Origin of the sequence: Aquimarina sediminis (assembly GCF_002895435.1) — a bacterium.
GTDB classification, from domain to species: Bacteria; Bacteroidota; Bacteroidia; order Flavobacteriales; family Flavobacteriaceae; genus Aquimarina; species Aquimarina sediminis.
Genome location: NZ_POYJ01000001.1, coordinates 602,241 through 626,122 on the forward strand (window position 1 = coordinate 602,241; position 23,882 = coordinate 626,122).

Annotated in this window: 17 protein-coding genes; 7 read left to right on the top strand and 10 right to left on the bottom strand. The window is 32.7% G+C overall.

What is annotated here, in order from left to right; translation table 11 throughout:
- Nucleotide 1 precedes the first annotated feature (1 nt).
- Nucleotides 2-2,704, bottom strand: coding sequence for a tetratricopeptide repeat protein (locus C1X07_RS02705; protein ID WP_128755176.1), 2,703 nt, complete (start codon nt 2,702-2,704; stop codon nt 2-4).
- Nucleotides 2,705-2,955: 251 nt separating this feature from the next.
- Between C1X07_RS02705 and C1X07_RS02710 the strand changes: the two genes are divergently transcribed.
- Nucleotides 2,956-3,609 carry a hypothetical protein gene (locus tag C1X07_RS02710; RefSeq protein ID WP_103068425.1) on the top strand — a complete coding sequence of 218 codons (654 nt, stop codon included), beginning with the start codon at nt 2,956-2,958 and terminating at the stop codon, nt 3,607-3,609.
- Between the two features lie 61 nt (nt 3,610-3,670).
- Here C1X07_RS02710 and C1X07_RS02715 read toward each other — a convergent pair whose 3' ends face one another.
- Nucleotides 3,671-5,773: a M12 family metallo-peptidase gene (locus C1X07_RS02715; RefSeq protein WP_103068426.1), complete on the bottom strand. Its 2,103-nt coding sequence runs from the start codon at nt 5,771-5,773 to the stop codon at nt 3,671-3,673.
- A gap of 269 nt (nt 5,774-6,042) precedes the next feature.
- Between C1X07_RS02715 and uvrA the strand changes: the two genes are divergently transcribed.
- From uvrA to C1X07_RS02735, 4 genes are all read left to right on the top strand, one after another.
- Nucleotides 6,043-8,877, top strand: coding sequence for an excinuclease ABC subunit UvrA (gene uvrA, locus C1X07_RS02720; RefSeq protein ID WP_103068427.1), 2,835 nt, complete (start codon nt 6,043-6,045; stop codon nt 8,875-8,877).
- An 18-nt stretch (nt 8,878-8,895) separates the two neighbouring features.
- On the top strand, nt 8,896-9,585 hold the full coding sequence (locus C1X07_RS02725) for an LOG family protein (RefSeq protein ID WP_103068428.1): 690 nt from the start codon (nt 8,896-8,898) through the stop codon (nt 9,583-9,585).
- A gap of 153 nt (nt 9,586-9,738) precedes the next feature.
- Entirely contained in the window at nt 9,739-12,567 is a 2,829-nt protein-coding gene (locus C1X07_RS02730) for a metalloprotease (RefSeq protein ID WP_241507175.1), read from the top strand.
- A gap of 196 nt (nt 12,568-12,763) precedes the next feature.
- Nucleotides 12,764-15,178: an alpha-ketoacid dehydrogenase subunit alpha/beta gene (locus C1X07_RS02735; protein WP_103068429.1), complete on the top strand. Its 2,415-nt coding sequence runs from the start codon at nt 12,764-12,766 to the stop codon at nt 15,176-15,178.
- A 7-nt stretch (nt 15,179-15,185) separates the two neighbouring features.
- Here C1X07_RS02735 and C1X07_RS02740 read toward each other — a convergent pair whose 3' ends face one another.
- From C1X07_RS02740 to C1X07_RS02750, 3 genes are all read right to left on the bottom strand, one after another.
- A complete protein-coding gene (locus tag C1X07_RS02740) occupies nt 15,186-15,791 on the bottom strand; it encodes a hypothetical protein (RefSeq protein WP_103068430.1) in 606 nt (201 codons plus the stop codon).
- 62 nt (nt 15,792-15,853) lie between these two features.
- The gene (locus C1X07_RS02745) at nt 15,854-16,693 is read right to left on the bottom strand and encodes a hypothetical protein (RefSeq protein ID WP_103068431.1); all 840 of its coding nucleotides are present in this window, start codon (nt 16,691-16,693) and stop codon (nt 15,854-15,856) included.
- Between the two features lie 52 nt (nt 16,694-16,745).
- Nucleotides 16,746-17,588, bottom strand: coding sequence for a 1,4-dihydroxy-2-naphthoyl-CoA synthase (locus C1X07_RS02750; RefSeq protein WP_206604199.1), 843 nt, complete (start codon nt 17,586-17,588; stop codon nt 16,746-16,748).
- A 493-nt stretch (nt 17,589-18,081) separates the two neighbouring features.
- Here C1X07_RS02750 and C1X07_RS02755 point away from each other — a divergent pair, with 493 nt between their 5' ends.
- Nucleotides 18,082-19,944, top strand: a complete 1,863-nt coding sequence (locus tag C1X07_RS02755) for a lytic polysaccharide monooxygenase (RefSeq protein ID WP_103068432.1) — start codon at nt 18,082-18,084, stop codon at nt 19,942-19,944.
- Nucleotides 19,945-20,254: 310 nt separating this feature from the next.
- Nucleotides 20,255-20,689, top strand: a complete 435-nt coding sequence (locus tag C1X07_RS02760) for a hypothetical protein (RefSeq protein ID WP_103068433.1) — start codon at nt 20,255-20,257, stop codon at nt 20,687-20,689.
- 80 nt (nt 20,690-20,769) lie between these two features.
- On the opposite strand, the gene C1X07_RS02765 is transcribed toward C1X07_RS02760, so the two are convergent.
- From C1X07_RS02765 to C1X07_RS02780, 5 genes are all read right to left on the bottom strand, one after another.
- Nucleotides 20,770-21,279, bottom strand: a complete 510-nt coding sequence (locus C1X07_RS02765; RefSeq protein WP_103068434.1) for a ferritin — start codon at nt 21,277-21,279, stop codon at nt 20,770-20,772.
- Between the two features lie 90 nt (nt 21,280-21,369).
- Nucleotides 21,370-21,684 (bottom strand): hypothetical protein, encoded by a 315-nt coding sequence (locus tag C1X07_RS24745; protein ID WP_128755177.1) that lies wholly within the window; start codon nt 21,682-21,684, stop codon nt 21,370-21,372.
- A gap of 152 nt (nt 21,685-21,836) precedes the next feature.
- Nucleotides 21,837-22,673 carry a CvfB family protein gene (locus C1X07_RS02770; protein ID WP_103068435.1) on the bottom strand — a complete coding sequence of 279 codons (837 nt, stop codon included), beginning with the start codon at nt 22,671-22,673 and terminating at the stop codon, nt 21,837-21,839.
- Nucleotides 22,674-22,839: 166 nt separating this feature from the next.
- Nucleotides 22,840-23,133 (bottom strand): hypothetical protein, encoded by a 294-nt coding sequence (locus C1X07_RS02775; RefSeq protein ID WP_103068436.1) that lies wholly within the window; start codon nt 23,131-23,133, stop codon nt 22,840-22,842.
- 338 nt (nt 23,134-23,471) lie between these two features.
- Complete coding sequence (locus C1X07_RS02780) at nt 23,472-23,813, bottom strand: DUF2853 family protein (RefSeq protein ID WP_103068437.1); 342 nt, start codon at nt 23,811-23,813, stop codon at nt 23,472-23,474.
- Nucleotides 23,814-23,882: the final 69 nt, after the last annotated feature.

Here is a 23,882-nt window from a genome sequence, read left to right on the forward strand (position 1 = left end):
TTTACTTTTCAGTTATAGGAATGCATATTTCTACAATAGTTCCCCTATTAATTAATGTATCAATGTGCATATTACCCCTTAAGGACTTTGTGCGAGATAGAATATTCCTGAGACCTATCCCTTGCGATACATTTTCTGAATCAAACCCTATCCCATTATCTTCTATAATAAATTTAATCTGTTTATCCAGCATTGTAAATTGCAAATCTACTTGATCTGCCTTAGCATGTTTTATAATATTATTCATTAATTCTTGAGTAATTCTGTATAACTCAATTTTTATCTTATCGGCAATTTGATCAAATCGTGAAGCTGGATAGAAATCATTATTAATTATAAACGAGCAAGTTTTGGAAAGGTTGTTAAGGTAATCTTTTATTAATTTATCAAATGGGCTTTTAAGGATCTTTGGAGGTATTAAATCATGAGAAAGTGTACGTACTTCATTATAAGTTCCATCTACATTTTGGATTATTTTCTGCAATTCAGAATTCGAAAAATTCGAAAGTTTAGATAAATCTAGTTTAATTGCTGCCAGATTACCAGCTATTCCGTCATGTAATTCTTTTGCTATTCTCTCTCTTTCTTTTTCTCTACCATCATAATTTGCGTTTATTGCCTCTATTTCTTTTTTCAATAAAATCTTTTGTGTCTTCAATCTTTGACGATAATATGCAAACACAAAAAAGGAAACTACCAGAGCAAGAATTCCTCCTCCAATTGCTATATTTCTAAGTAACAACTCACGCTCTAACTGGGATTTTTGGATATCTAATTGATTACTCTTAATTTCTTTTTCAGCAATCTGTAGGCTATTCTCCATATTCAACTGATCTATCCTACTTTTTCTTCTAGCAGCTTCCAATTGAATAATATCGCGTTCTTTTCGCTCTGTTTCTAAGTCCTTTTCCAAACTTACCCTATATAGCTCTTCTTTTTGGCTATTAAACAAAATGGCTTGGTATTCCTTTTCTTTCTGGAGAAGTAATATCTCTTTTTCTTTTTTATCAGTATCGTATTTTATTTGTATGTCGGCTATTTGTTTGATTTTATTAATATTAAAGATACTATCATTCATTGTTGTATATTTCTTATAATAGAACAACCCTTTATCATATTCATCCAATTCTTCATAGCATTTTGACAACCAATAATAGTTGTTCTTAATTTCCATTCGAGATTGCATCTTTATAGATGGTTCCAGGCTTTTCTGAAAAAAGATTACTGCTTTTTGATACTCTTCTAACTCAAAATAGATAGTACCTAATCTCGTATATGACTCTATAGCAATTTTTTGAAATTTCTCTAACTCATTTTCTTTTTCCATCACTTTGTTCATCCACTCAACAGCTTCATCAAACTTTTCTTGACTCTGCATACACTCTGCCATAGCATTATAATACTGTATAGTTTCTCTTGAAAGACCTAGCTTATAAAAGCCATCATACGCTTGTTTTAAATATGATACAGCTTCCTGATATCGTTTCTCTTTAACCAAAATTCTACCAAGATTCAAATATGAAATTGCAATCCCTTTTTGCAATTTTAGCTCTTTAAAGATTTTCAATGCCTTATAGTAGCTTTCTTCTGCCTTTTTCAAATCATTCAACAGAAAAAATGCCTCTCCCATATTATTGTAAATTCCAGATAACGAAGCCTTATCCTTTATACCTTCATAAAAATTAAGGCTCTTATACAAAAACTCAATACTTTTTTGATAATCTCCCTGTTCAATATGTACAACCCCTATGTATTCATTAATTCGAGCCTCTCTCTCCTTGTTACCTGTTTTATTTGCTACTTCCCTAGCTTTACCAAAATAATCTAAAGACGATTTATAATCCCCTCTCATAAGTGATGTGATACCAAAATTGCTATATATCAATATAATCCTATAATAGTATCCCTTTTCTTTACATATTTTTAAAGCGTCCAAATAATATTTTTCGGCTTCCTTATACTTCTCTTTTTGACTTAGAAATATGGCTTTTTGTATATTAATACCACTGATAGCTCTAGGGTTATTAATACTTTCAGCAATTTCTAGAGCTTTATCATAGTGTAAACTTACTTTATCAGCATTACCATTTTGGTAAATTATCAAATCAGCAATCTTAACATGTAAGTTAATCTGTAAATTATTATCCTTAAGCAATTCTGCTAATCGCAAGGCTTCAAAAGCTAAGTTTTTGGCTTTTTTAATTTCTCCTTTAGCAGAATAGGTAGCAACAAGATTATTCATCGCCCAGGTAATCGCTTCATCATCTTTTATTTTCTTGCTAAGATCCAATCCTTTTAAGTAATATTTCTCTGCCTTATCATATCTATTTGTTTTTAGATATAACTCTCCCATATACCCATATAATCTTGCTTCATCTTTTTCACTTTTAATTATAGAAAATATATCCTTAGCTTTTTCAAAATGCTTTTCAGAAATATCAAATTCTCCAGAGATACTATAGGCATCTCCAAGCAAAATACGCGCCCTTCCAGTACTCAGCAAATCACCAATTCTTTTGCTTATAGAGAGTGATTCATTAGCATATTTTATTGTTTTTTTTTGATCCTTATTTTGATAAGATTTTGCTAATTCTAGTAGTCTAGAAATTCGTTTTTTATCTTTAGAATTAACTAATGGAATAGTGAGGTTGTCTATAATATCATTTTTTTGCGCCTGAACTTCAGGGAGCGACAATACTAACACCAATAAAAAAATTACGTAAAAACTTAATCTAAAAAGGTTTATCAAAACACAATGGGGTATTTGTTTAGAAGTATTGCTAAATTAAATAATTTGTTAATTATATCCTAAAAATTAACCTCCAAGATACTTCGAAACCTTAGCTGATACTAAATTTGTAGAGAATTAAGATGTAACCAATTTATATAGATTAAATCTTGAGAAAAAAAATCTTTAAAGTGATTAAAATATTAATCATAAGCATAACCTTGCTTATGATTACAATCGCAATATTATATTTTTCTTTGGATGAAAAACTTCCAAATGGTAAAACCGGTACAGAAGCTGATCGTTTTGCGCTAAAAATTCAAGAAACTGTTAAACATCATAACTATTTAAACACAGATTACCTACAATGGACCTTTAGAAACAAGAATCACTATATATGGAATAAGAAATCTAATACCGTAACCGTAAAAACGAATAACGATTCTGTTCTTCTATATCTTGACGACCCCAAGAAAAGTAAAATTCTAGGCACCTCTCAATTAGATAGTAAACAAAAAGGAAAAATTTTAAAAGCAGCTCTAGCAAGTTTTAATAATGATTCATTTTGGATAGTAGCACCACACAAGCTATTTGACAAAGGAACAACTCGAAAACTAGTAAGATTACAAGATGGAACCAATAGATTATTAGTTACCTATGCATCCGGTGGTACTACACCTGGGGATTCTTACCTGTGGAAAGTAGACAAAAATTATCTTCCCATAAGTTACAAAATGTGGGTCTCAATTATTCCAATTGGAGGCATTGAGGTTACCTGGGAAAATTGGGTAAAAACAAGTAATGGCTCCTATTTTGCAAAAGATCATACATTGTTAGGTTTTGATATCCCCATAAGTAATCTCAAAGCCTGGAATGAATAGCTATTAAACAAAAAAAGGGTGAAGCAGATGCCTCACCCTTATAGCCCAAATTAAAAAATTATTATTTTATTGAAACTTTTTTAGTAATGGTTCTTTTTGCATCAGTTACCTGTACAAAATACATTCCTGGAGAAAGCATACTAATATCTATAGTATGACGATTCTTTCCTCCTGGAGGTGTATCTAACTCAAGAACTCTTAATACTCTTCCGTTTATATCTTTAAAAGATACTTTTGATGATGTATTAAGTACATTACTAACTTCTATGGTAAGAATGTCATGTGCTGGATTTGGATAAGCTTTTAGACTTAACTCACCAGTAACAACACCTCCTCCAGGAAGAAGCTCTGCTTGTAAACGTGCAGCTCCACATGGACCTAGGTTTTTCCATCCACTACTTGTTCTTTCATATAAATTACCTTGATAAGTTACCCTATCGCCTACAGAATAATTTACACCACTAGACCAAGGAGCAACTCCCTCACAAGGATCTGTAGGATCGGTCGGGCAAGGACCTAGGTTTTTCCATCCACTAGCCGTTCTTTCATATAAATTTCCATTATAAGTTACTCTATCACCTACAGAGTAGGTTTGAGAGCTAGACCATGGAGCTACCCCTACACAGCTGATTCCGCCACCAGAACAATTACCATTAGAAGCATAATTATTCTGATTACATTGAATTGCAAAACTATCTATAGTAGCATTAGATGAGTTTTTCGCGACCCAATTTGTACCTACAGTTGTTGACACTTGTCTGGTTTGACCCGAACTAATTGAAAATTGCGAGGTATTATTTCTAAAATACTCCAATGTACAGTTAGCATCATTTTTAAATGTTACAGTAACCGAATCTCCATCAGAACATCCACCGCCACCACAAGCTCCTGTACAGCTAGAAGAGTTGATGAAATTACGCATTACATTTGCCGGTTGAGAGCCGAATCCTTTAGTAAAATTAATACCAACATTCGTAAGGTGGCAGTAACTCATTACTGTACCTCCTCCAGAAGGAATTGCTGGTTTTGCACACCCTCCTTCGGTATTGTAACAACCGTCAATAGCAGTGTTATTACCATTCCATCTACAAGCGTGAGTATGGTGGGAACCAAAATTATGACCTAGTTCATGGGCAATTACACCTACTGTCCAAGAATATGTTGGCACATTACTATAATTTTTATTAATCCCAGAAACCGCATACTTATGTGATCCGCAAAGCGCACTTACCCATGCAACTCCTCCAGAAAAATTATACGTCACAAAATGCCCTAAATCTCCATTAAAGCTATTTTGATTTCTATAATTTCTATAACTATCCAAACTATTACTAAATGGCTTCGACGAAGTCCAGGTTTTCATACCTGATAACTTTATAGTTATATTATCATTAGAGTATAATACGGCTACTTGATTAAACACTGATTGTATAAAATTAGAAGCTCCTTGACTTCCTCCTTTATCCTGTACGATATCTGTATCAATATCAAAGAAAACTTTAGGGCATTTTGCCGCAGCCTTATTAGTTGTATTACCAAAAAGTTGCTCTATAGTATATTCTTCAGCGTTTTCTTGCTCTTTCAATCTACAAGCAAAATCATTAAGGTAACTAATATCACTATCTTTATAAGCGATATGTGACTTACTGTTTTCTAATGGTCCTATAACTATATTTCCATGATCTCCATCTATACTGATCAATCCAGACATTTTATTTTCATAAAAGCTTATGGCTGTAATAGAATTAGACTTCCCTTTTACAACTCCTCTGTAATGAAGAGCCTTTTCTACAGGTACAATAGATTTACCCGAAGGCATTTCTATAACCTCAAAATCATCTGTAGTGATATCAACTTTTACTAATTCTAATATCAAGGACGATTTCTCTCCCGGAATTTCCAAATTCATTGTTTCTGGGGCGGAAGATTTCATTGAATTAAATTTCTTTGTATTCAAAGAAAGAATGCTATACTCCTTAACCTCTTTTGGAACTTGAGCATTTGCTTTTTGTTTTGTGGTTAAGCTAAGTATACTAACATCCTGAAAATTTAACCCTTGTGACTTTTTTTGTGCTACAATTTCGCTCGGTTTATGCTGCTGTTGAGCATGCATAAAATTGATTACCATCAAAAAGGTAATCGCAATTTTGAACATGTTTTTCATTGTGATTAGTTTTAATTTTGAAGAATTTCTTTAGTAACTAATTTGGGCTATTTATACTGTTAATAAGAAAGACTTCAATGAGTTTGTGAATCGCTAAGTTAATGATTTAGAGTATTCTTATTAGTTATTTTGTTAAAACACGTATAATATCTAACACATTTAACAAAACTGTTAAAAATTTAAAAAACATCGATTTAACAAAACTGAAACTAAACCCATTTTACAAAACGCCAGCAAATACCTACATTTGCAATCTTGGTTAAAATTTTATGGTAACATCAGAAGAAAATATTGAGGTTTTAGGAGCACGTGTTCACAACTTGAAAAACATTGATGTTACTATACCGCGCGAAAAACTAGTAGTTATAACAGGGTTATCAGGGTCTGGAAAATCTTCTTTAGCTTTTGATACAATATATGCAGAAGGACAAAGGCGGTATATAGAAACATTTTCTGCCTATGCCAGACAATTTTTAGGGGGACTAGAACGTCCTGATGTTGATAAAATCGACGGACTCTCTCCCGTAATAGCGATCGAGCAAAAAACAACTAGTAAAAGCCCTCGTAGTACAGTCGGAACCATTACTGAGGTTTACGATTTTTTGCGATTATTGTTTTCTAGAGGAAGTGATGCTTATAGCTATAACACTGGTGAAAAAATGGTGAGTTATAGTGATGAACAGATTAAAAACCTTATTTTAAAAGATTTTTCCGGAAAAAAAATAAATATACTCGCTCCTATTATTAGATCCAGAAAAGGTCATTATAGAGAGTTATTCGAACAAATAGCCAAGCAAGGCTTCGTTAAAGTACGTACTGATGGTGAAATTAATGATATCACCAAAGGAATGAAGTTAGATCGATACAAAACTCATGATATTGAGATTGTGATTGATCGATTAATGGTCAAAGAAGATAAAGATAACTCAAAACGTTTAATGGAGACTATTAATACAGCCATGTATCATGGCGAAGATGTATTAATGGTTATAGAACAAGAAACACAAGAGGTTCGTTTCTTTAGTCGAAATTTAATGTGTCCTTCTAGTGGTATTTCGTACCCTAACCCAGAACCCAATAATTTTTCATTTAATTCTCCAAAAGGCGCTTGTCCAAGGTGTAATGGTATAGGTAATTTATATGAGGTAAATGTAAAAAAAATTATTCCTGATGATTCTATATCTATTAAAAATGGAGGGCTAGTCCCTCAAGGACCTCAAAAAAATAATTGGATATTTAAACAGTTAGAACTAATCGCTCAGCGTTTCGATTTTAAACTTACAGATCCAATCAAAAAGATCCCAGAAGAGGCAATGCAAATTATCTTGTATGGGGGTAAAGAAAAATTTAGCATAACAAGTAAGAGTCTAGGGGTTACCAGAGAATATAAGATTGATTTCGAAGGTATTGCTACTTTCATAGAAAACACATATAATAATAATGACTCGACTTCATTAAAAAGATGGGCCAAAGATTTCATGGACAACATCCAGTGTCCAACATGTGAAGGATCAAGATTACGTAAAGAATCTTTATATTTTAAGGTAAATAAGAAAAATATTGCCGAATTAGCTACAATGGATATCATTGAGCTTTCCGAATGGTTTAAAACCCTACCAGATCATTTGAGTGAAAAACAAAACAAAATCTCTGGTGAGATCCTCAAAGAAATCAATGCCAGACTTCAGTTTTTAATAGATGTAGGTCTTACTTATCTTTCTTTAAACAGAAGTAGCAAATCACTTTCGGGAGGAGAAGCACAGCGAATCCGACTTGCCACTCAAATAGGATCGCAACTAGTTGGTGTACTATACATTCTGGATGAACCAAGTATCGGTTTACACCAAAGAGACAATGAAAAACTGATCAACTCTCTTGTTCAACTACGAGATATTGGAAATTCGGTAATCGTCGTAGAACACGATAAAGATATGATAGAGCGTGCCGATCATGTTATCGATATTGGTCCATTGGCAGGGAAACATGGCGGAGAAATTATTAGTGAAGGAACCCCGGTAGAACTAAAAACACACAATACATTAACTGCTGATTATCTAAGTGGTAAAAAGCAAATAGAAATCCCAGAAAAACGCAGAAAAGGAAATGGTAAAACTATATCACTAAAAGGAGCAACAGGAAATAATTTAAAAAATGTTTCTATTGATATACCGTTAGGCAAAATGATTGCTGTAACGGGGGTTTCAGGAAGTGGAAAATCAACACTGATTAACGAAACTCTCTATCCTATTCTCAATGCTTATTATTTTAATGGGGTTAAAAAACCAATGCCCTACAAAAGCATTAAAGGACTTGAACATTCAGATAAAGTTATTGATATTAACCAATCTCCTATTGGTCGTACTCCAAGATCAAATCCGGCAACATATACTGGTGTTTTCTCTGAAATACGAAGTCTTTTTGCCAAAACTCCCGAAGCCATGATTCGAGGATATAAACCTGGGCGTTTCAGTTTTAATGTACAAGGAGGAAGATGCGAAACTTGCAAAGGTGGTGGATTGAGGGTTATAGAAATGAATTTCTTACCCGATGTATATGTTGAATGCGAAACTTGCCAAGGTAAACGCTTTAATAGAGAAACATTAGAAATCAGATATAAAGGAAAATCCATTTCTGATGTATTAGAAATGACAATCAATGAAGCTTGTTTATTTTTTGAACATATACCTAAAATTTTCAGGAAATTAAAAACCATTAAAAGTGTAGGACTGGGATATATTACCCTTGGACAACAGTCCACAACTTTATCCGGAGGAGAAGCTCAACGTATCAAACTAGCTACAGAACTCTCTAAAAGAGATACAGGTAACACATTTTATATCCTAGACGAACCTACTACTGGCTTACATTTTGAAGATATTCGTGTTTTGATGGATGTATTAAATGAATTAGTAGACAAAGGAAATACTGTTTTGATTATAGAACACAACCTTGATGTCATTAAAATGGCAGATCATATTGTGGATATCGGTTACGAAGGAGGAAAAAATGGAGGTGAAATTGTAGCCAAAGGAACACCAGAAGAAATTATAAAGAATAAAAAAAGTTATACCGCCAAATTTTTAAAGAAAGAATTAAACGTATAACACTAAAAGAATATTTATATGAGAAAAGAACAACATCACAAAGGTTGGAATGAAATAAAAACAAATGACTCTTGGGCTATCTTTAAGATTATGGGAGAATTTGTTAATGGGTTCGAAAAAATGAGTAAAATCGGACCTTGCGTATCAATCTTTGGATCTGCCCGTACAAAAACAGATGATAAATACTATGAACTAGCAGTAGATGTAGCCAAAGAAATTGTAAACCAAGGATATGGAGTAATCACCGGCGGAGGACCAGGTATAATGGAAGCAGGAAACAAAGGAGCTCATCTCGGAGGAGGAACCTCTGTTGGATTAAATATTGATCTTCCTTTTGAACAACACGATAATCCATACATTGATAGTGACAAAAGCCTGGATTTTGACTACTTTTTTGTACGTAAAGTAATGTTTGTAAAATATTCTCAAGGATTTGTAGTTATGCCAGGAGGGTTTGGAACTCTTGATGAATTATTTGAAGCAATAACTCTAATACAAACCAAAAAAATTGCAGAATTCCCAATCATATTAGTAAGTACAGAATTTTGGGGTGGTCTTATGGATTGGATAAAAAGTACATTACTTCAAAAATTTGGAAATATAAGCCCAGGGGATTTAGATCTAATACACATCGTAGATACCCCAAAGGAAGTATTAGAAATTTTGGATAAATTCTATGCAGAATATAACTTAAGTCCTAATTTTTAAAACAATTTGTTATCAAATCTGTTATTAATATTAAAAGTAAATTCGAAAAATCTCGAATTAAGATACTATATTGAGGCAGTAAAAGATTAAACAGATAGAGTTTATTAACCTTATCTGCTTTATACAGAAAGTACATTCATTCAAATGTAAAAATTGAATATTAAAAGGATATATAATTTTGTAATTGTTTTTTTTACACTCACTGTCGCTTCTGCACAGCACAATGTAATCATAAATGCCGATATTGATACTGAAAAAAAAGTATTAACAATCGAGCAAGAAGTAACCTATCAAAATACTTCTACAGATACTCTTAGAAAAGTGTTCTTTCATGATTGGGCTAATAGTTTTTCGAGTAAAACTTCCCCTCTTGGCAAAAGATTTGCTGAAGATTTCCTAAAACGTTTTTATTTTGCAGAAAATGAAGAACGAGGCGGCACTATAATCCAAAGTGTTACAGGTAAAAAGACGTCATCCTTACCCTGGGGACGACACCAAGGAATTGAAGATATACTCTGGATTACATCTCCAAAGCCCATATTGCCAGGAGAAAGCCAAACTTTTCATATAAGGTACAAGGTCAAAGTTCCAAGTAGTAAATTCACTCGATATGGATATCATGAAAACGGAAATTTTAGTTTAAAATACTGGTATATCGTTCCAGCAGTTTATGACACAAAATGGAATATATATAGCCACAAGAATCTAGATGACCTATACGCCCCTTTAGCCAATTATCAAATTGATTTTACAATACCAGAATCATATGAAATCGTGAGTGACCTCAATATAGAAACTACCCTTCTATCCGACGATGAAACAAAAAAAAGAATACAATTAAAAGGTCACAAAAGAAATCAAGTAAATTTATATTTAGAAAAAAAATCTACTTTTTATAGCTTTTCTACAGAAGGTATTCAATTTATAAGCAATATCGACGATAATAATTTGATACCGGAGATGAAATCTGTCGCTACAAAAAGGATTATCGATTTTTTACAAAAAAGACTAGGTTCATACCCATTTGAAAAGATTTTAATTTCAGAAAATGATTATAAAAACAATCCTGTTTATGGATTAAATCAATTACCAGATATTTTAAGACCATTTCCCGATGGTTTTCAATATGAGATCAAGCAATTAAAGACAATTACTGAGGAATATCTTGAAAAAACACTTCTTATAAACCCAAGATATGACACCTGGATAAAAGATGCTATACACATTTACCTAATGATGGCGTATACAGAACAGTATTACCCAGAAATGAAGATCATTGGTAAACTTAGCAAGGTTATAGGTATTCGTTGGTTTCATGCTGCTGATCTGAAGTTTAATGACCAATATTTCCTGGCGTACAAAAATATGGCTAGGTTATATTTGGATCAACCATTAACACTACCTCAAGATCAACTGGTAAAATTTAATAAAAATATTGCTAATGCATATAAGGCAGGAGTTGGATTTAAGTATTTAGAAGATTATCTAGGCGATGACAATATTGTAGATCAGAGCATTAAGGATTTTTACGCACAAAAAGTACTAAAACACACTAATTCTAGCGAATATAAAGAGATTTTAACCTCTTTATCTCCAAAAAATATCGAGTGGTTTTTTGAAGATTTCATACAAACCAATAAAAAATTAGATTTTAAAATAAAATCAGTAAAAAAAGAAGCAGACTCTCTTGAAGTAACCATTAAAAACAAAGGAAATAGCTCAATGCCTATTTCATTAGTTGGACTTAGAAAAAAAGATGTTGTTTCCAAAACCTGGGTTACAAATATTACAGGAACTAAAAAAGTAAAAATAGCCAACGAAGACATAAGTAAACTTGTATTAGATTATGATCAAAATATTCCAGAAGTAAATAGACGGAACAACTACAGAAATTTAAAGTGGATATTCAATAAACCTATTCAATTTAGGTTTTTCCAAGACGTTGAAGACCCCAGGTATAGTCAAATATTTTTTATTCCAGAAGTTGAATTTAATGTCTATGACGGTTTTACACTGGCATCAAAGTTTTATAATAAGTCTTTTATTCGTAAAAATTTTGAATATAACATATCTCCTGCCTACGGTTTTAAATCCAATAAACTACTAGGTTCTGCATCTATGTTTTATAGGTCTCTAATTTCTGATTATGGACTATATCAAATACGTTATGGTATTAATGGAAGTATGTTTAGTTATGCACCTGATCTACTATTCAGAAGATTCTCGTCATCTGTAAGTTTTTATTTTCGTCCTGAAAATCTTAGATCTAACGAAAAACAAAGACTGTCTTTTAGAAATATTAATGTTTCAAGAGATAGAGATGAAGCAAACCCTGTTGCAACTCCTGATTATAATGTATTTAATGCCAGATATAGATATTCTGATTTTAATCTTATTGATTTTATCGGATATACTGTTGATTATCAAATATCAAAAAACTTCAGTAAAATCTCGTCTACTGTTAATTACAGAAAATTATTTCTTAATAATCGTCAATTAAACTTGCGCTTATTTGCAGGAACTTTTCTTTTTAATGACACAGAAAAAGATGGTGATTTTTTTAGTTTTGCTTTAGACCGACCTACCGATTATCTGTTTGATTATAGCTACTTAGGACGTAGTGAAGATACTGGATTTGTAAGCCAACAAATTATTTTGGCTGAAGGAGGATTCAAATCAAAACTAGACTACCCTTTTGCAAATCAATGGATTACCACTTTTAATGCAAATACTAATATCTGGAATTGGATTTATGCTTATGGCGATATTGGACTAGTTAAAAACAAAAGTGTTTCTCCCAAATTTGTATATGACGCAGGAGTTCGTTTAAGCCTTGTTGCCGATTACTTCGAAGTCTTTTTTCCTGTAGTTTCTAATAAAGGTTGGGAGATTTCTCAACCAAATTATAATGAACAGATTAGGTTTATTATAACCTTGAGTCCAGAAACATTAATTGGACTCTTTACCAGAGAGTGGTATTAATTATTAAAATACGGGAAGAAAATAAATGTGAAAATTTTGAGTATTTGTTAATCAATGCTTAAAATACCTAAAAAAAACAACAATATGCTAACAAAATAGCATTTTAAATGAATTATATTCAAAAAAATTAAGAGTTTCTGTCTTGCATATGGCGAGTATTTTAGCTAAATTTGCATTCCATAAAAATATCGTTCACATGCAGCCTGAAACCGTTACTTCATCTAATATTTCCTTCGAAGAATATAGAGATCAAATACTTAGAGATTACAAAATAGCATTAGTAAGTAGAGAGTGCAGTATGCTGGGACGGCGCGAAGTATTGACTGGTAAGTCAAAATTTGGAATCTTTGGAGGAGGAAAAGAATTACCGCAACTCGCCATGGCAAGAGTATTTAGAGATGGAGATTTTAGATCTGGCTATTACAGAGATCAAACCTTTATGATGGCAATTGATCAATATACTACAGAACAGTTTTTTGCTGGTTTGTATGCGCATGCAGATATAAACAAAGAACCTTTTGCAGCAGGTAGACAAATGGGAGGACACTTTGCCACTCATAGTTTAAATGAAGATGGTACCTGGAAAGTTCTTACTCAACAAAAAAATTCTAGTGCTGATATTTCACCGACCGCAGGTCAAATGCCAAGATTACTAGGTCTTGCTCAAGCATCTAAAGTATATCGTAATGAAAAAAGTGTTGCTGACCATTCTAATTTTTCAATTAAAGGAAATGAAATAGCTTGGGGTACAATTGGTAACGCCAGCACCAGTGAAGGTTTATTTTGGGAAACTATTAATGCAGGTGGTGTTTTACAAGTACCTATGGTTATTAGTGTTTGGGATGATGAATATGGTATCTCGGTACATGCAAAACATCAAACCACAAAAGAAGATATTTCTCTTATATTAGAAGGGTTTAGACGCAACGAAACTCATGAAGGGTATGAGATTTTTAAAGTTAATGGATGGGATTATCCAGCATTAATAGACACCTACAAAAAAGCAGAAGAATTAGCTCGTGAAAAACATGTACCAGTTATTATTCATGTTAAAGAATTAACTCAACCTCAAGGACACTCTACTTCTGGCTCTCATGAGAGATACAAAAGTGAAGAACGACTAAATTGGGAGCGTGAATATGATTGCAATAAGAAATTTAAAGAATGGATAATCGAGCATAATATCGCAACAGCAGAAGAGCTTTTAAGTCTGGAAAAAAATGCAAAAAAGGAAGTAAGAAAAGGAAAGACAGAAGCCTGGAATGCATATTTATCTGAAATCAAATCTGAACAAAAAGAAGCTATTGAGATTCTAAAATTGGTAGAAAATAAGAGCACTAACAAAAACTTTATTTCTCCTATAATTAAAACCTTAGAATCAAAAGAAGAACCTATTAGAAAGGATATTCTAGAATCCACAAGAAAAGTATTAAGGTACTTAACTAAAGAGAGTTTTACTGAAAAAACTACCTTGCAAAATTGGGTAAATAATTATATATCAATCATCCAACCCAAATACAGTGACCATTTGTATAGTGAAAATGAGGACAATGTTACCAGCATCCAAGAAGTAGAACCTATATTTAATGAAAATTCTGAATTAGTAGATGGTAGGATTATCATTAGAGACAACTTTGACAAGTTGTTTGGCAGAATCCCCGAAGCTCTTATTTTTGGAGAGGATAGTGGAAAAATTGGTGATGTAAACCAAGGGTTAGAAGGGCTACAAGAAAAATTTGGTGAAACCAGGGTTTCTGATGCAGGAATTCGTGAGGCAACTATAATTGGACAAGGAATTGGTATGGCAATGAGAGGACTAAGACCTATTGCAGAAATACAATATCTTGATTACATTCTATATTGTGTACAAGGACTAAGTGATGACCTTGCAACATTAAGGTACAGAACTTTTGCCAAGCAAAAAGCTCCATTAATCATCAGAACGAGAGGGCACCGATTAGAAGGTATATGGCATTCGGGTTCTCAAATGGGAGGTCTTATTCATCTATTGAGAGGAATTCATATTCTAGTTCCTAGAAATATGACCAAAGCCGCAGGATTCTATAACACCCTAATGGATTGTGATGAACCAGCATTAGTTGTAGAATGTCTAAACGGGTATCGATTAAAAGAAAAGATGCCTTCAAATTTATCAGAAATCAGAACTCCAATAGGTGTAGTTGAAACTGTTAAGAAAGGAACAGATATTACCTTAATCTCTTACGGCTCTACTCTACGACTTGTAGAACAAGCAGCAAAAGAACTTTTATCTTCAGGTATTAATGCCGAAGTAATTGATGTACAATCTTTGCTTCCTTTTGATCTAAATCATGATATTGCAAAAAGTGTAGCAAAAACAAATCGTTTACTTATTATTGATGAGGATGTACCTGGTGGTGCCACAGGATATATTTTACATAAGTTAATTGATGAACAAAACATATACCAACACCTAGATAGCAAACCGCAAACTCTAAGTGCAAAGCCTCATAGGCCTGCTTTTGGAACTGATGGGGATTATTTTAGTAAGCCTTCGAGTGAAGATATTTTTGAAAGTGTATATGCGATTATGAACGAAGTAGATCCATCTAGCTATCCTAAATTGAGATAATTAATATTTATTGAAAATCTTCAATTTTTAATCGCTTACCATCTTTATAGGAAATCACGAAGATTCTTTTATCAAATCCAGAATTAATTAATGTTTTTCTAAAATCCTGGGCTTCAGATAATGTTTCAAAAATTCCCAGGCTCATTTTATAATATGAAGTATCACTGTAAATAAGTGCATTGGTAAACTTATTTGAAATAGAAGGGACATTATTAGAACTAAACGCTTTTAGTTGCACAGAATAGACTGTATCATTATTAATCAGATCTCTATATAAGTAGAGATCTTTAATTTTTTTGATATCAATTTTTTCTTTTTTTAACGCTTCTAGTTCTTTTTTTACCGAGACCAATTCCTCTTTTACAAGAGACAACTCAGCTTCATTACTTTTAGCAGATGAAGATTTACTAAAATAAAAAGCATTGGCGACTAGAAAAACTGTTGCTAAAAAAAGAATTAACGAAAATGATCCAACGATTTTATTAGATTTCTTACTTTTTTTTAGCTTATCTGTCTCTTCATTAAGAAGATCTTCTAATTTTTTTTGTTTGATTTCGGCTTTTTCTATCTGATAATGTAAAGATAAAAGATCCTCATCTTTCATAACCTTCATTGCGTTGGGGTAGCTTTAAGAGTTATTAAGTCAATTCTATAGATCATATATTCATACAATGCTTAAGGGAGTTTTTGTTCAGTTATTTTATACACAATCCCATTATTAATTTCAAGAACCAAAACAGGCTTATCACTAATAACTTTTTGAAAAGCTTTCAGAGGAAAACCATATGAAATCTGATTGATATTACCAATCCTCACCTTTGCCTTATCGTCAAGTTCTAAAACTCTTAGCCTAGAACTCTGGTTATGAATATAATAATTATTATACAAAAAATATAACGTATCTCCCTTTTTATCAATATCATATTCGGCATTACCATACTCTTTTGCTTTTCTTACGGCTTTTTTACCTTGGTAATACTGTATATAATCCGCTTCTATAAAAACAACATCATTACTTTGATAAACTTTATTGATATAACAATATTGTCTTTCAAATTTCAAATCCTTTTTATCTTCATTAGCTCTCTTAGGGATGTTCATATTACCAATTCCCCCATCTTTTTTATCATCACCTATTACTCCATGGGTGGTACCATCAATAGAATCCAACGTTTTTGAAAACTTTTGATTTTGATATTCTAAAATATTCGTTTTAAGCTTAATTATCTCTTGTTGCAAAGAATCATTTGCAACAAGCAGTCTATCAATTTGATCGGTTTTTTTTTCTGTAGCGGCAGCCCCTTCATTATCCTTATCCATTACAATATAAAAGCTACCAACAGCTAGCAGCAACATCAAAACGATAATAAAAATAAAATAAAAGTTACGGATGTTTTTACTACGTTTTAGATCTTCAGAAATAAACATAAGACGATCCTCCAGTCGTTGCTGTTTTATATCAGTTTTTTCCATCTGATAATGCATCGATAAAAGTTCCTCTTCTTTTTTGTTCATCCCAATAACAAAATACTACCCAAAAATAACTACAACAATTCTTTATAGAAAATTAAGGCATCCATTTTACATTTTTAAAATCTGGTTTTCTTTTTTCCAGAAACGCATTCCTTCCTTCCTTTGCTTCATCTGTCATATATGCCAGTCTAGTAGCTTCCCCAGCAAATACCTGTTGACCTACCATACCATCATCTGTAAGATTCATTGCAAATTTTAACATCTTAATTGAGGTAGGTGATTTTTCCAGAATTTCTAAGCCCCATTGATATGCTGTATCTTCCAATTCATCATGAGGGATTACAGCATTTACCATTCCCATTTCAAAAGCATCTTGCGCAGAGTAATTCCTTCCCAAAAAGAAAATCTCCCGAGCCTTTTTTTGCCCTACCATTTTTGCCAAATATGCTGATCCGTAGCCCCCATCAAAACTAGTTACATCTGCATCGGTTTGTTTAAAAATTGCATGTTCCTTACTAGCCAATGTAAGGTCACAAACCACATGCAAACTATGCCCACCTCCTACTGCCCAACCAGGCACTACTGCAATCACTACTTTTGGCATAAATCTAATAAGTCTTTGCACTTCCAAAATATTCAACCTATGTCTGCCATCATCACCTACATACCCTTGGTGTCCCCTGGCATTTTGATCTCCTCCACTACAAAAACTATACACCCCATCTTTTGTCGATGGTCCTTCTGCAGAAAGCAAAACAACCCCTATAGACGTATCCTCCTGTACATCATAAAAAGCATCATAAAGCTCGCTTGTTGTTTTTGGTCTAAACGCATTACGTACATTTGGTCTATTAAATGCAATTCTGGCAATACCTCCTGATTTTTTATAGGTGATATCTTCGTATTCTTTTACAGTTTTCCAGTCTATCGAACTCATTATATATTTTTTGTATTCCAAAAATAATATAATATATGATATCAAGCGATAAGAATTTGCAGTGTTATAAGTATATTGGGGTATTTACCCCTGTTTTTTTTGTTTTAACGCTTTATTTTATCACATCACTCCTTTGCAATATGTATTTTTTACATTTCCTTTTCTATACAAACTACCCTTCTACTCTTTTTTTGACAGAAAACGGCTTAATTAATACTTGTTTGTACTAAAAAATTAACATTCCCTGAACAATGACAAGAAAACTCAAAAGCAATTACTTTTCTTTTGGTAAACACTGCAATAAAAACAATTCGTTTTTATACAAATTATGATAATTATTTTATAGGAGTAAAATACAGTGTTTACTAGTGTTCAATAACGCTCAGCTTATTTTTCCAAGACAACAAAAAAGAATTAAACATCCACCTATATAATAATATGGTTTTTAACAAGTTAACTCATTAACACATAACTATTAAATACTATTAAAACCATGTTAAAAAAAACCACAAACTCAGTAATTTTTAATACAATTAATTGCTCATGGAGACAGTTAATTTGTATGCTTCTATTCTTATCAGTCACTCTATCTGTTTTACCTCATGGCACAGTAACATACCCACCAAGTCGTGTATGGAATTGTTTTCAGGAAGATCCTGAAAGTCCAGATTCTGCAGCTTGTATTGCAGCAGTAGCCTCTCATGGTACACAGCCATTATATGATTGGAGTGAAATTAACCAAGCAAATGTTAATGGTAATCATAGACAGTTTATAATGGATGGAAATCTGGCCAGTGGTGGCAGACCTAATAAATACGGAGGAATGGATCAGGTTAGAACAGATTGGGTATCTACACAAGTTTCTCCAGGACCATTTACAGTTACTTGGACAAATCACGCTCCTCATGCAACAGAATATTATGAAGTGTATATAACCAAAGAAAGTTGGAAACCTGATCAACCATTAACCTGGGATAGCCTTGTACTTCTTGAACGTACTCCACCGAGTGGACCCGAAAGAATTGTTAATATTCCGGTAACGTTACCAGCCAGAACAGGCAAACATGTTATTTATAGTATTTGGCAAAGATCTGACAGTCCAGAAGCTTTTTATTCAACTAGTGATATCGATTTTGACGGAGGTGGTACAGACACACAAGCGCCTACCACTCCTACAAATCTTGGTGCTGCTAATGCTACACAAACTACTATCGATCTTTCGTGGAATGCTGCCACCGATAATGTAGCGGTTTCAGGATATGATATCTACCAAGGAAATACTGTTATTGCTACAGCAATTGGTACTTCATATCAAGTAACTGGATTAACAGTAAACACTTCGTATTCTTTTAAAATAAAAGCTAAAGATGCAGCCGGTAATCAATCTGGTTTTAGCAATACCACAACTGCAACAACACTTCCTGATACGGGAGGTAGCTGCTCTGGAATATCACACTATTTAGCAGGAACTTCTTATGACCAAGGTGAGGAAGTACAAAATGATGGAGAAAAATACACCTGTAAAATCTCGGGATGGTGTTCTTCTGCAGCCGCATGGGCTTATGCTCCGGGCACTGGTACATATTGGCAACAAGCTTGGACAAAAACAGGGAATTGTGATGTAGGAGGTTCTGATACACAAGCACCTTCAACCCCTGCTAATTTGAGTGCATTGAATGCTACACAAACCACAATTGACCTTTCTTGGAATGTTGCAACTGATAATGTAGCCGTTACAGGGTATGATATCTATCAGGGAAATTCTGTCATCGCTACCGCAACTGGTACTACTTATCAAGCCACTGGATTAACAGCAAACACATCATACTCATTTAGAATAAAAGCTAAAGATGCTGCAGGTAATGAATCTGGTTTTAGCAATACTGCAACAGCAACTACACTTCCGGGTACTGGAGGAGGAAACTGTACAGGAATATCACAATATGCAGCAGGAACTTCTTATAACCAAGGTGAGGAAGTACAAAATGAAGGTGGAAAATATACTTGTGATGTTGCAGGGTGGTGCTCATCTGCGGCTGCTTGGGCTTATGCCCCAGGTACTGGTTCATATTGGCAACAAGCCTGGACTAAAACAGGAGATTGTAACATAACGGCATCATACGCTTTGTTCCCTACAGTAACAAAAGATATAATCAATCTAAAAATAAGAGATAAAAACGCATCATTGATAAAAGTAAATCTATATGATTTTACAGGAAAATTAATGAAGTCCCAAAAATATCAGGGAAATCAAAAATCTATTACGCATGATTTATCTAATCTCAAAAAGGGGTTGTATATATTTAAAATATACATTAACGATAAGGTGTATGTAGAGAGAATTCTAAAAAAATAACCGTTTAGAATTATATTCGGATAGCTAGTAAAAGCTAACCACCCGAATATTCAATATAGTCAAAGGTAGCGATCACGCTATCTACATAGATAAAAAAGGTGTCAAGAGACAAAACTCTTGATACCTTTTTTAATCCTAAACATTATACAGCGATGAAGAGTCTTAAAACAGTTCTCCTGAATATAGATATCTTTCTTTTAACCTAACTCGAAAACATGATCAAGGGTATCTCTAACATATTTTATCAAAATCAACAATGTGGTTCAGCTGTTTTATATATTTTATATAGATTTATAATATATTTACAGACATGAAATTTTTTATTGCAGCACTTATCGGAAGTATAACTCTTATATCCTATGGGCAGGAAAGTAAAATTACATCCTTTACCATTGACGCAGCTACATGGGAAGCGTTAAGTATGCCATTGGTTACTGTCGAAAAAGAAAGTAAGTATTCAAAATATATACTTCAAGAAGTTAATATACATGAAGATTTACGAGCACAAGCCTTTAAGAAAAGTTACTCTATGTATATTGAAAAACCCAAATTTAAAGATGTTACTTCGAAGTATAAGATATCAAATACTAAACAAAAAACATCTGGTTTTACCATAACGGGGAGTGGTTATAATGCAAACAACAAAATCAATTCTGGAGATGTCAAAAACAACGCATATAAGGATGCTAGTAGTGGTTTGTATAGAGGTTACTATTTTTTCCCTGCTGGTCGCTCTCCTTATTAAATTGCGCTTTATCAACTTTAGTCAGCCACTAGTATAGTAAAACTAGTGACCAACTAAAACAATCTATTATCATTAATTCTTTATTTCTCTACAGGAATTCTTTCATCAATATACTGAAGAGGCATATCACCTGATAAATCAAACATATCCAAGATATCTTTAATAGTTTCTTCTTCTTCTAATTGCTCTGCAACAAACCACATTAAAAAGTTTTCAGAACCAAAATCATTTACTTGGCGACATTTTGCTACAATTTTATAAATTGATTGAGTAACTGATATCTCATGATTTAGTGTAAGTTCAAAAATTTCACGAAGAGAAGAAAATTCATGAGTTATATCTGATACTTTTGGAGAATATGCGGCTCCCCCGGCATCATTAATAAATCTAAAAATTTTCATCATATGTTCTCTTTCCTCTTCAGCTTGCTTATAAAAAAAAGAAGCACTTTTAACAAGTGTTCTCTGATCACACCAAGAAGCCATTGCTAAGTATAATGACGAGGCTTTTTGTTCTTTTGCTATTTGCTCATTAAGCATATCCATAACCTCTAGATTAATGCTTATTTCTTGTCTTGTTAGATTCTCCATTTCTTGTATTTTTATATAAAAGTATGGAAAAATAAAGCATGAAACCGTGCCTAAATCCTATTTATAGTAAGTCTAAATCCAACCTAAAAACTATGATACTAAGAGTGTGTCATTTAATTCGATCATAGCAAAAGTACCTTTTATAAAATCAACAAAATCCAACACCATTAATGTGTCGAATAAAATCAAATGTTGATTATCACACAATGCTAATAATACAGTGTCATTATGAGTCAGTAATTCTTCTATATACTCTATAGAAGACATCTTTTTTGCTTTATATCGTAGACTAAGCAATTGGCAAAATGAGATCTTCACCGTCTTATGACCAAAGTCTATATAATAACATCTATCTGTAGATGATTGATACGAAGTGTAATATTTTGAAGAAAAAATTAGTTCCATAAGTATGAGGAAGCTAAATTAAATTTTATTTAGATTTAATCCAAATAAATATCCAAAAAAACTAACTAAACCTCTTGTTTTTTTATAATTACAACAAAAACCTAGAGGTTTTTCATTCCAATAAAATATTTTCTGAACTCTATTTGACCTATTTACTCTCCTACAAGTCTAATACCATCCTTCTCGATAGTAATTTTTCTGGCCTTGTACAAGGTACCAATAGCTCTTTTAAAGCTTTTTTTGCTTAACTGAAATACTTCTTTTATATCTTCGGGATCGGATTTATCATTTAAGTCTATAAAGCCTCCACTAGATTCTAATTCTTTCAACACTTGCTCTGCGTTAGGCTCTATAGATCTAAAACCATGCCTTTGCAAGGTGAGATCCACTTTACCATCCGGGCGAACTTTTTTCACATATCCTTTTAATTGATCCCCCACATTGATTTTCTGAAAAATCTCATCACTGTATATTAACCCTATATATTTTTGATTAATTATCATATTCCAACCATGAGGAGAAGGGTGTGAGGCTATAAGATCTACCTCGTCATAAGCTGATAATAAAACTAAAGAATTATCAAGAAAAGCATTGGTTTTACTAGACGCAACCAATCTATTGGTTTCTTCATCGAGATATACATAAACAAGATACCAGCTCCCTACTCTCATTTTTGATGCTTGTTCTTTAAAAGGAACAAAAAGATCTTTTTCTAACCCCCAATCCAAAAAAGCTCCAATTTCTGATACGTTAGTACATTTTAGATATGCAAAAGACTTAATCGTCGCATAAGGTTCTAGTGTAGTCGAAACAATCCGCTCTGAGCTATCTAGATAGACAAACACCCTTAAAACATCTCTTATCTGAAATTGCTCAGGAACATATTTATTTGGTAATAGCACTTCATCTCCTTCTTCATCGCAAAGATAAATTCCTTGATCTCTTTCTCTTACAATCTCTAAATTATTATATTCACCAAGCTTAAGCATTATTCTTTATTTTTTTGCAAAGATAATTCTTTAACACCATAAACTAGTATACTATTTCTTATTATAAAGAATAACAGAATATTTTAAGTCATATCAATAGGTTAGATAAAAAAAACCATCCAAAAATTGTTTTGAATGGCTTCTTTCCTAAAGTCGAATAAGGTTTTTATATAGGATTTATACTCTGTAAAATTGGCTCTCCTTTAAGAGGCTTATAAATCACTACTATTGACTCCCATTCTAGCGGAATTGTAGGGTTCTTAGGCACAACACTGCATCTGTATTTAAAATTAATACCAGCAACTACTTGTGTCGCAACTTCTAAAGGAGTATATATTGCGTTCCCATGTACTCCATCAGGAAATACTTCAAAAAATACTTTTTTGGCTTCGGGAGTTAGAGGACCATATGTAGAATACCCCCCCAGTACTAACTTTTCTTGAGCTATAGAATTAGACATTTTAAAAAAATTTTGTGGTTATTTTCCTTATTATTCTTTTGGCTATAAGGATTTTGCCTTTTTAAATAACCATAGCGCTATGCATTATTTTAATGATACTTAAATTTATTAAATAATATGCAAAAAAATATTTCATTCTATTTCAATTAAAGAAAATAAAACACTAACAATCAAATAATTAACCAAAATTCAATCAATCTTTTAAACACCAGAACTCCTCTGATTATATTTTTAAATTAAGCCACCGTTAATCTCTCTTTTTTAAAGTTATGGGTGTATATAAAACAAAAAAAGGTATCCAAAATGAATACCTTTTTTTGTTTTATACTACCTGTATACTAGTTATACGCAGCTTCTTTTCCAAAATGTTGTGTTAAAAGATAATATACAACAGCTCTGTACTTATTACGGTTTGATTTTCCGTATTTATCAATAACAGAAGCAATAGCTTCATCTAATTTAGGTCCATCGGCAAGCCCTAATTTTTTAATTAAGAAGTTCTGTTTTACAGTATCTAATTCTTTTGGATCAGTACCTGATACAGTTGCAGCATCTGCGTTGTAGATTGCAGGACCACAACCAATTGTTACTTTGGTTAAAAGATCCATATCCGGGGTTTGGCCAATCTTGTCTTTGATATCAGCAGCGTACTTCGTAATTAATTCGTCTCTTTTACTCATAGGATGATAGTGTTTTTTAGGTTTTTAGTTAATTTTTTATTTTCCTAATCAAATATAGATCAATTATAA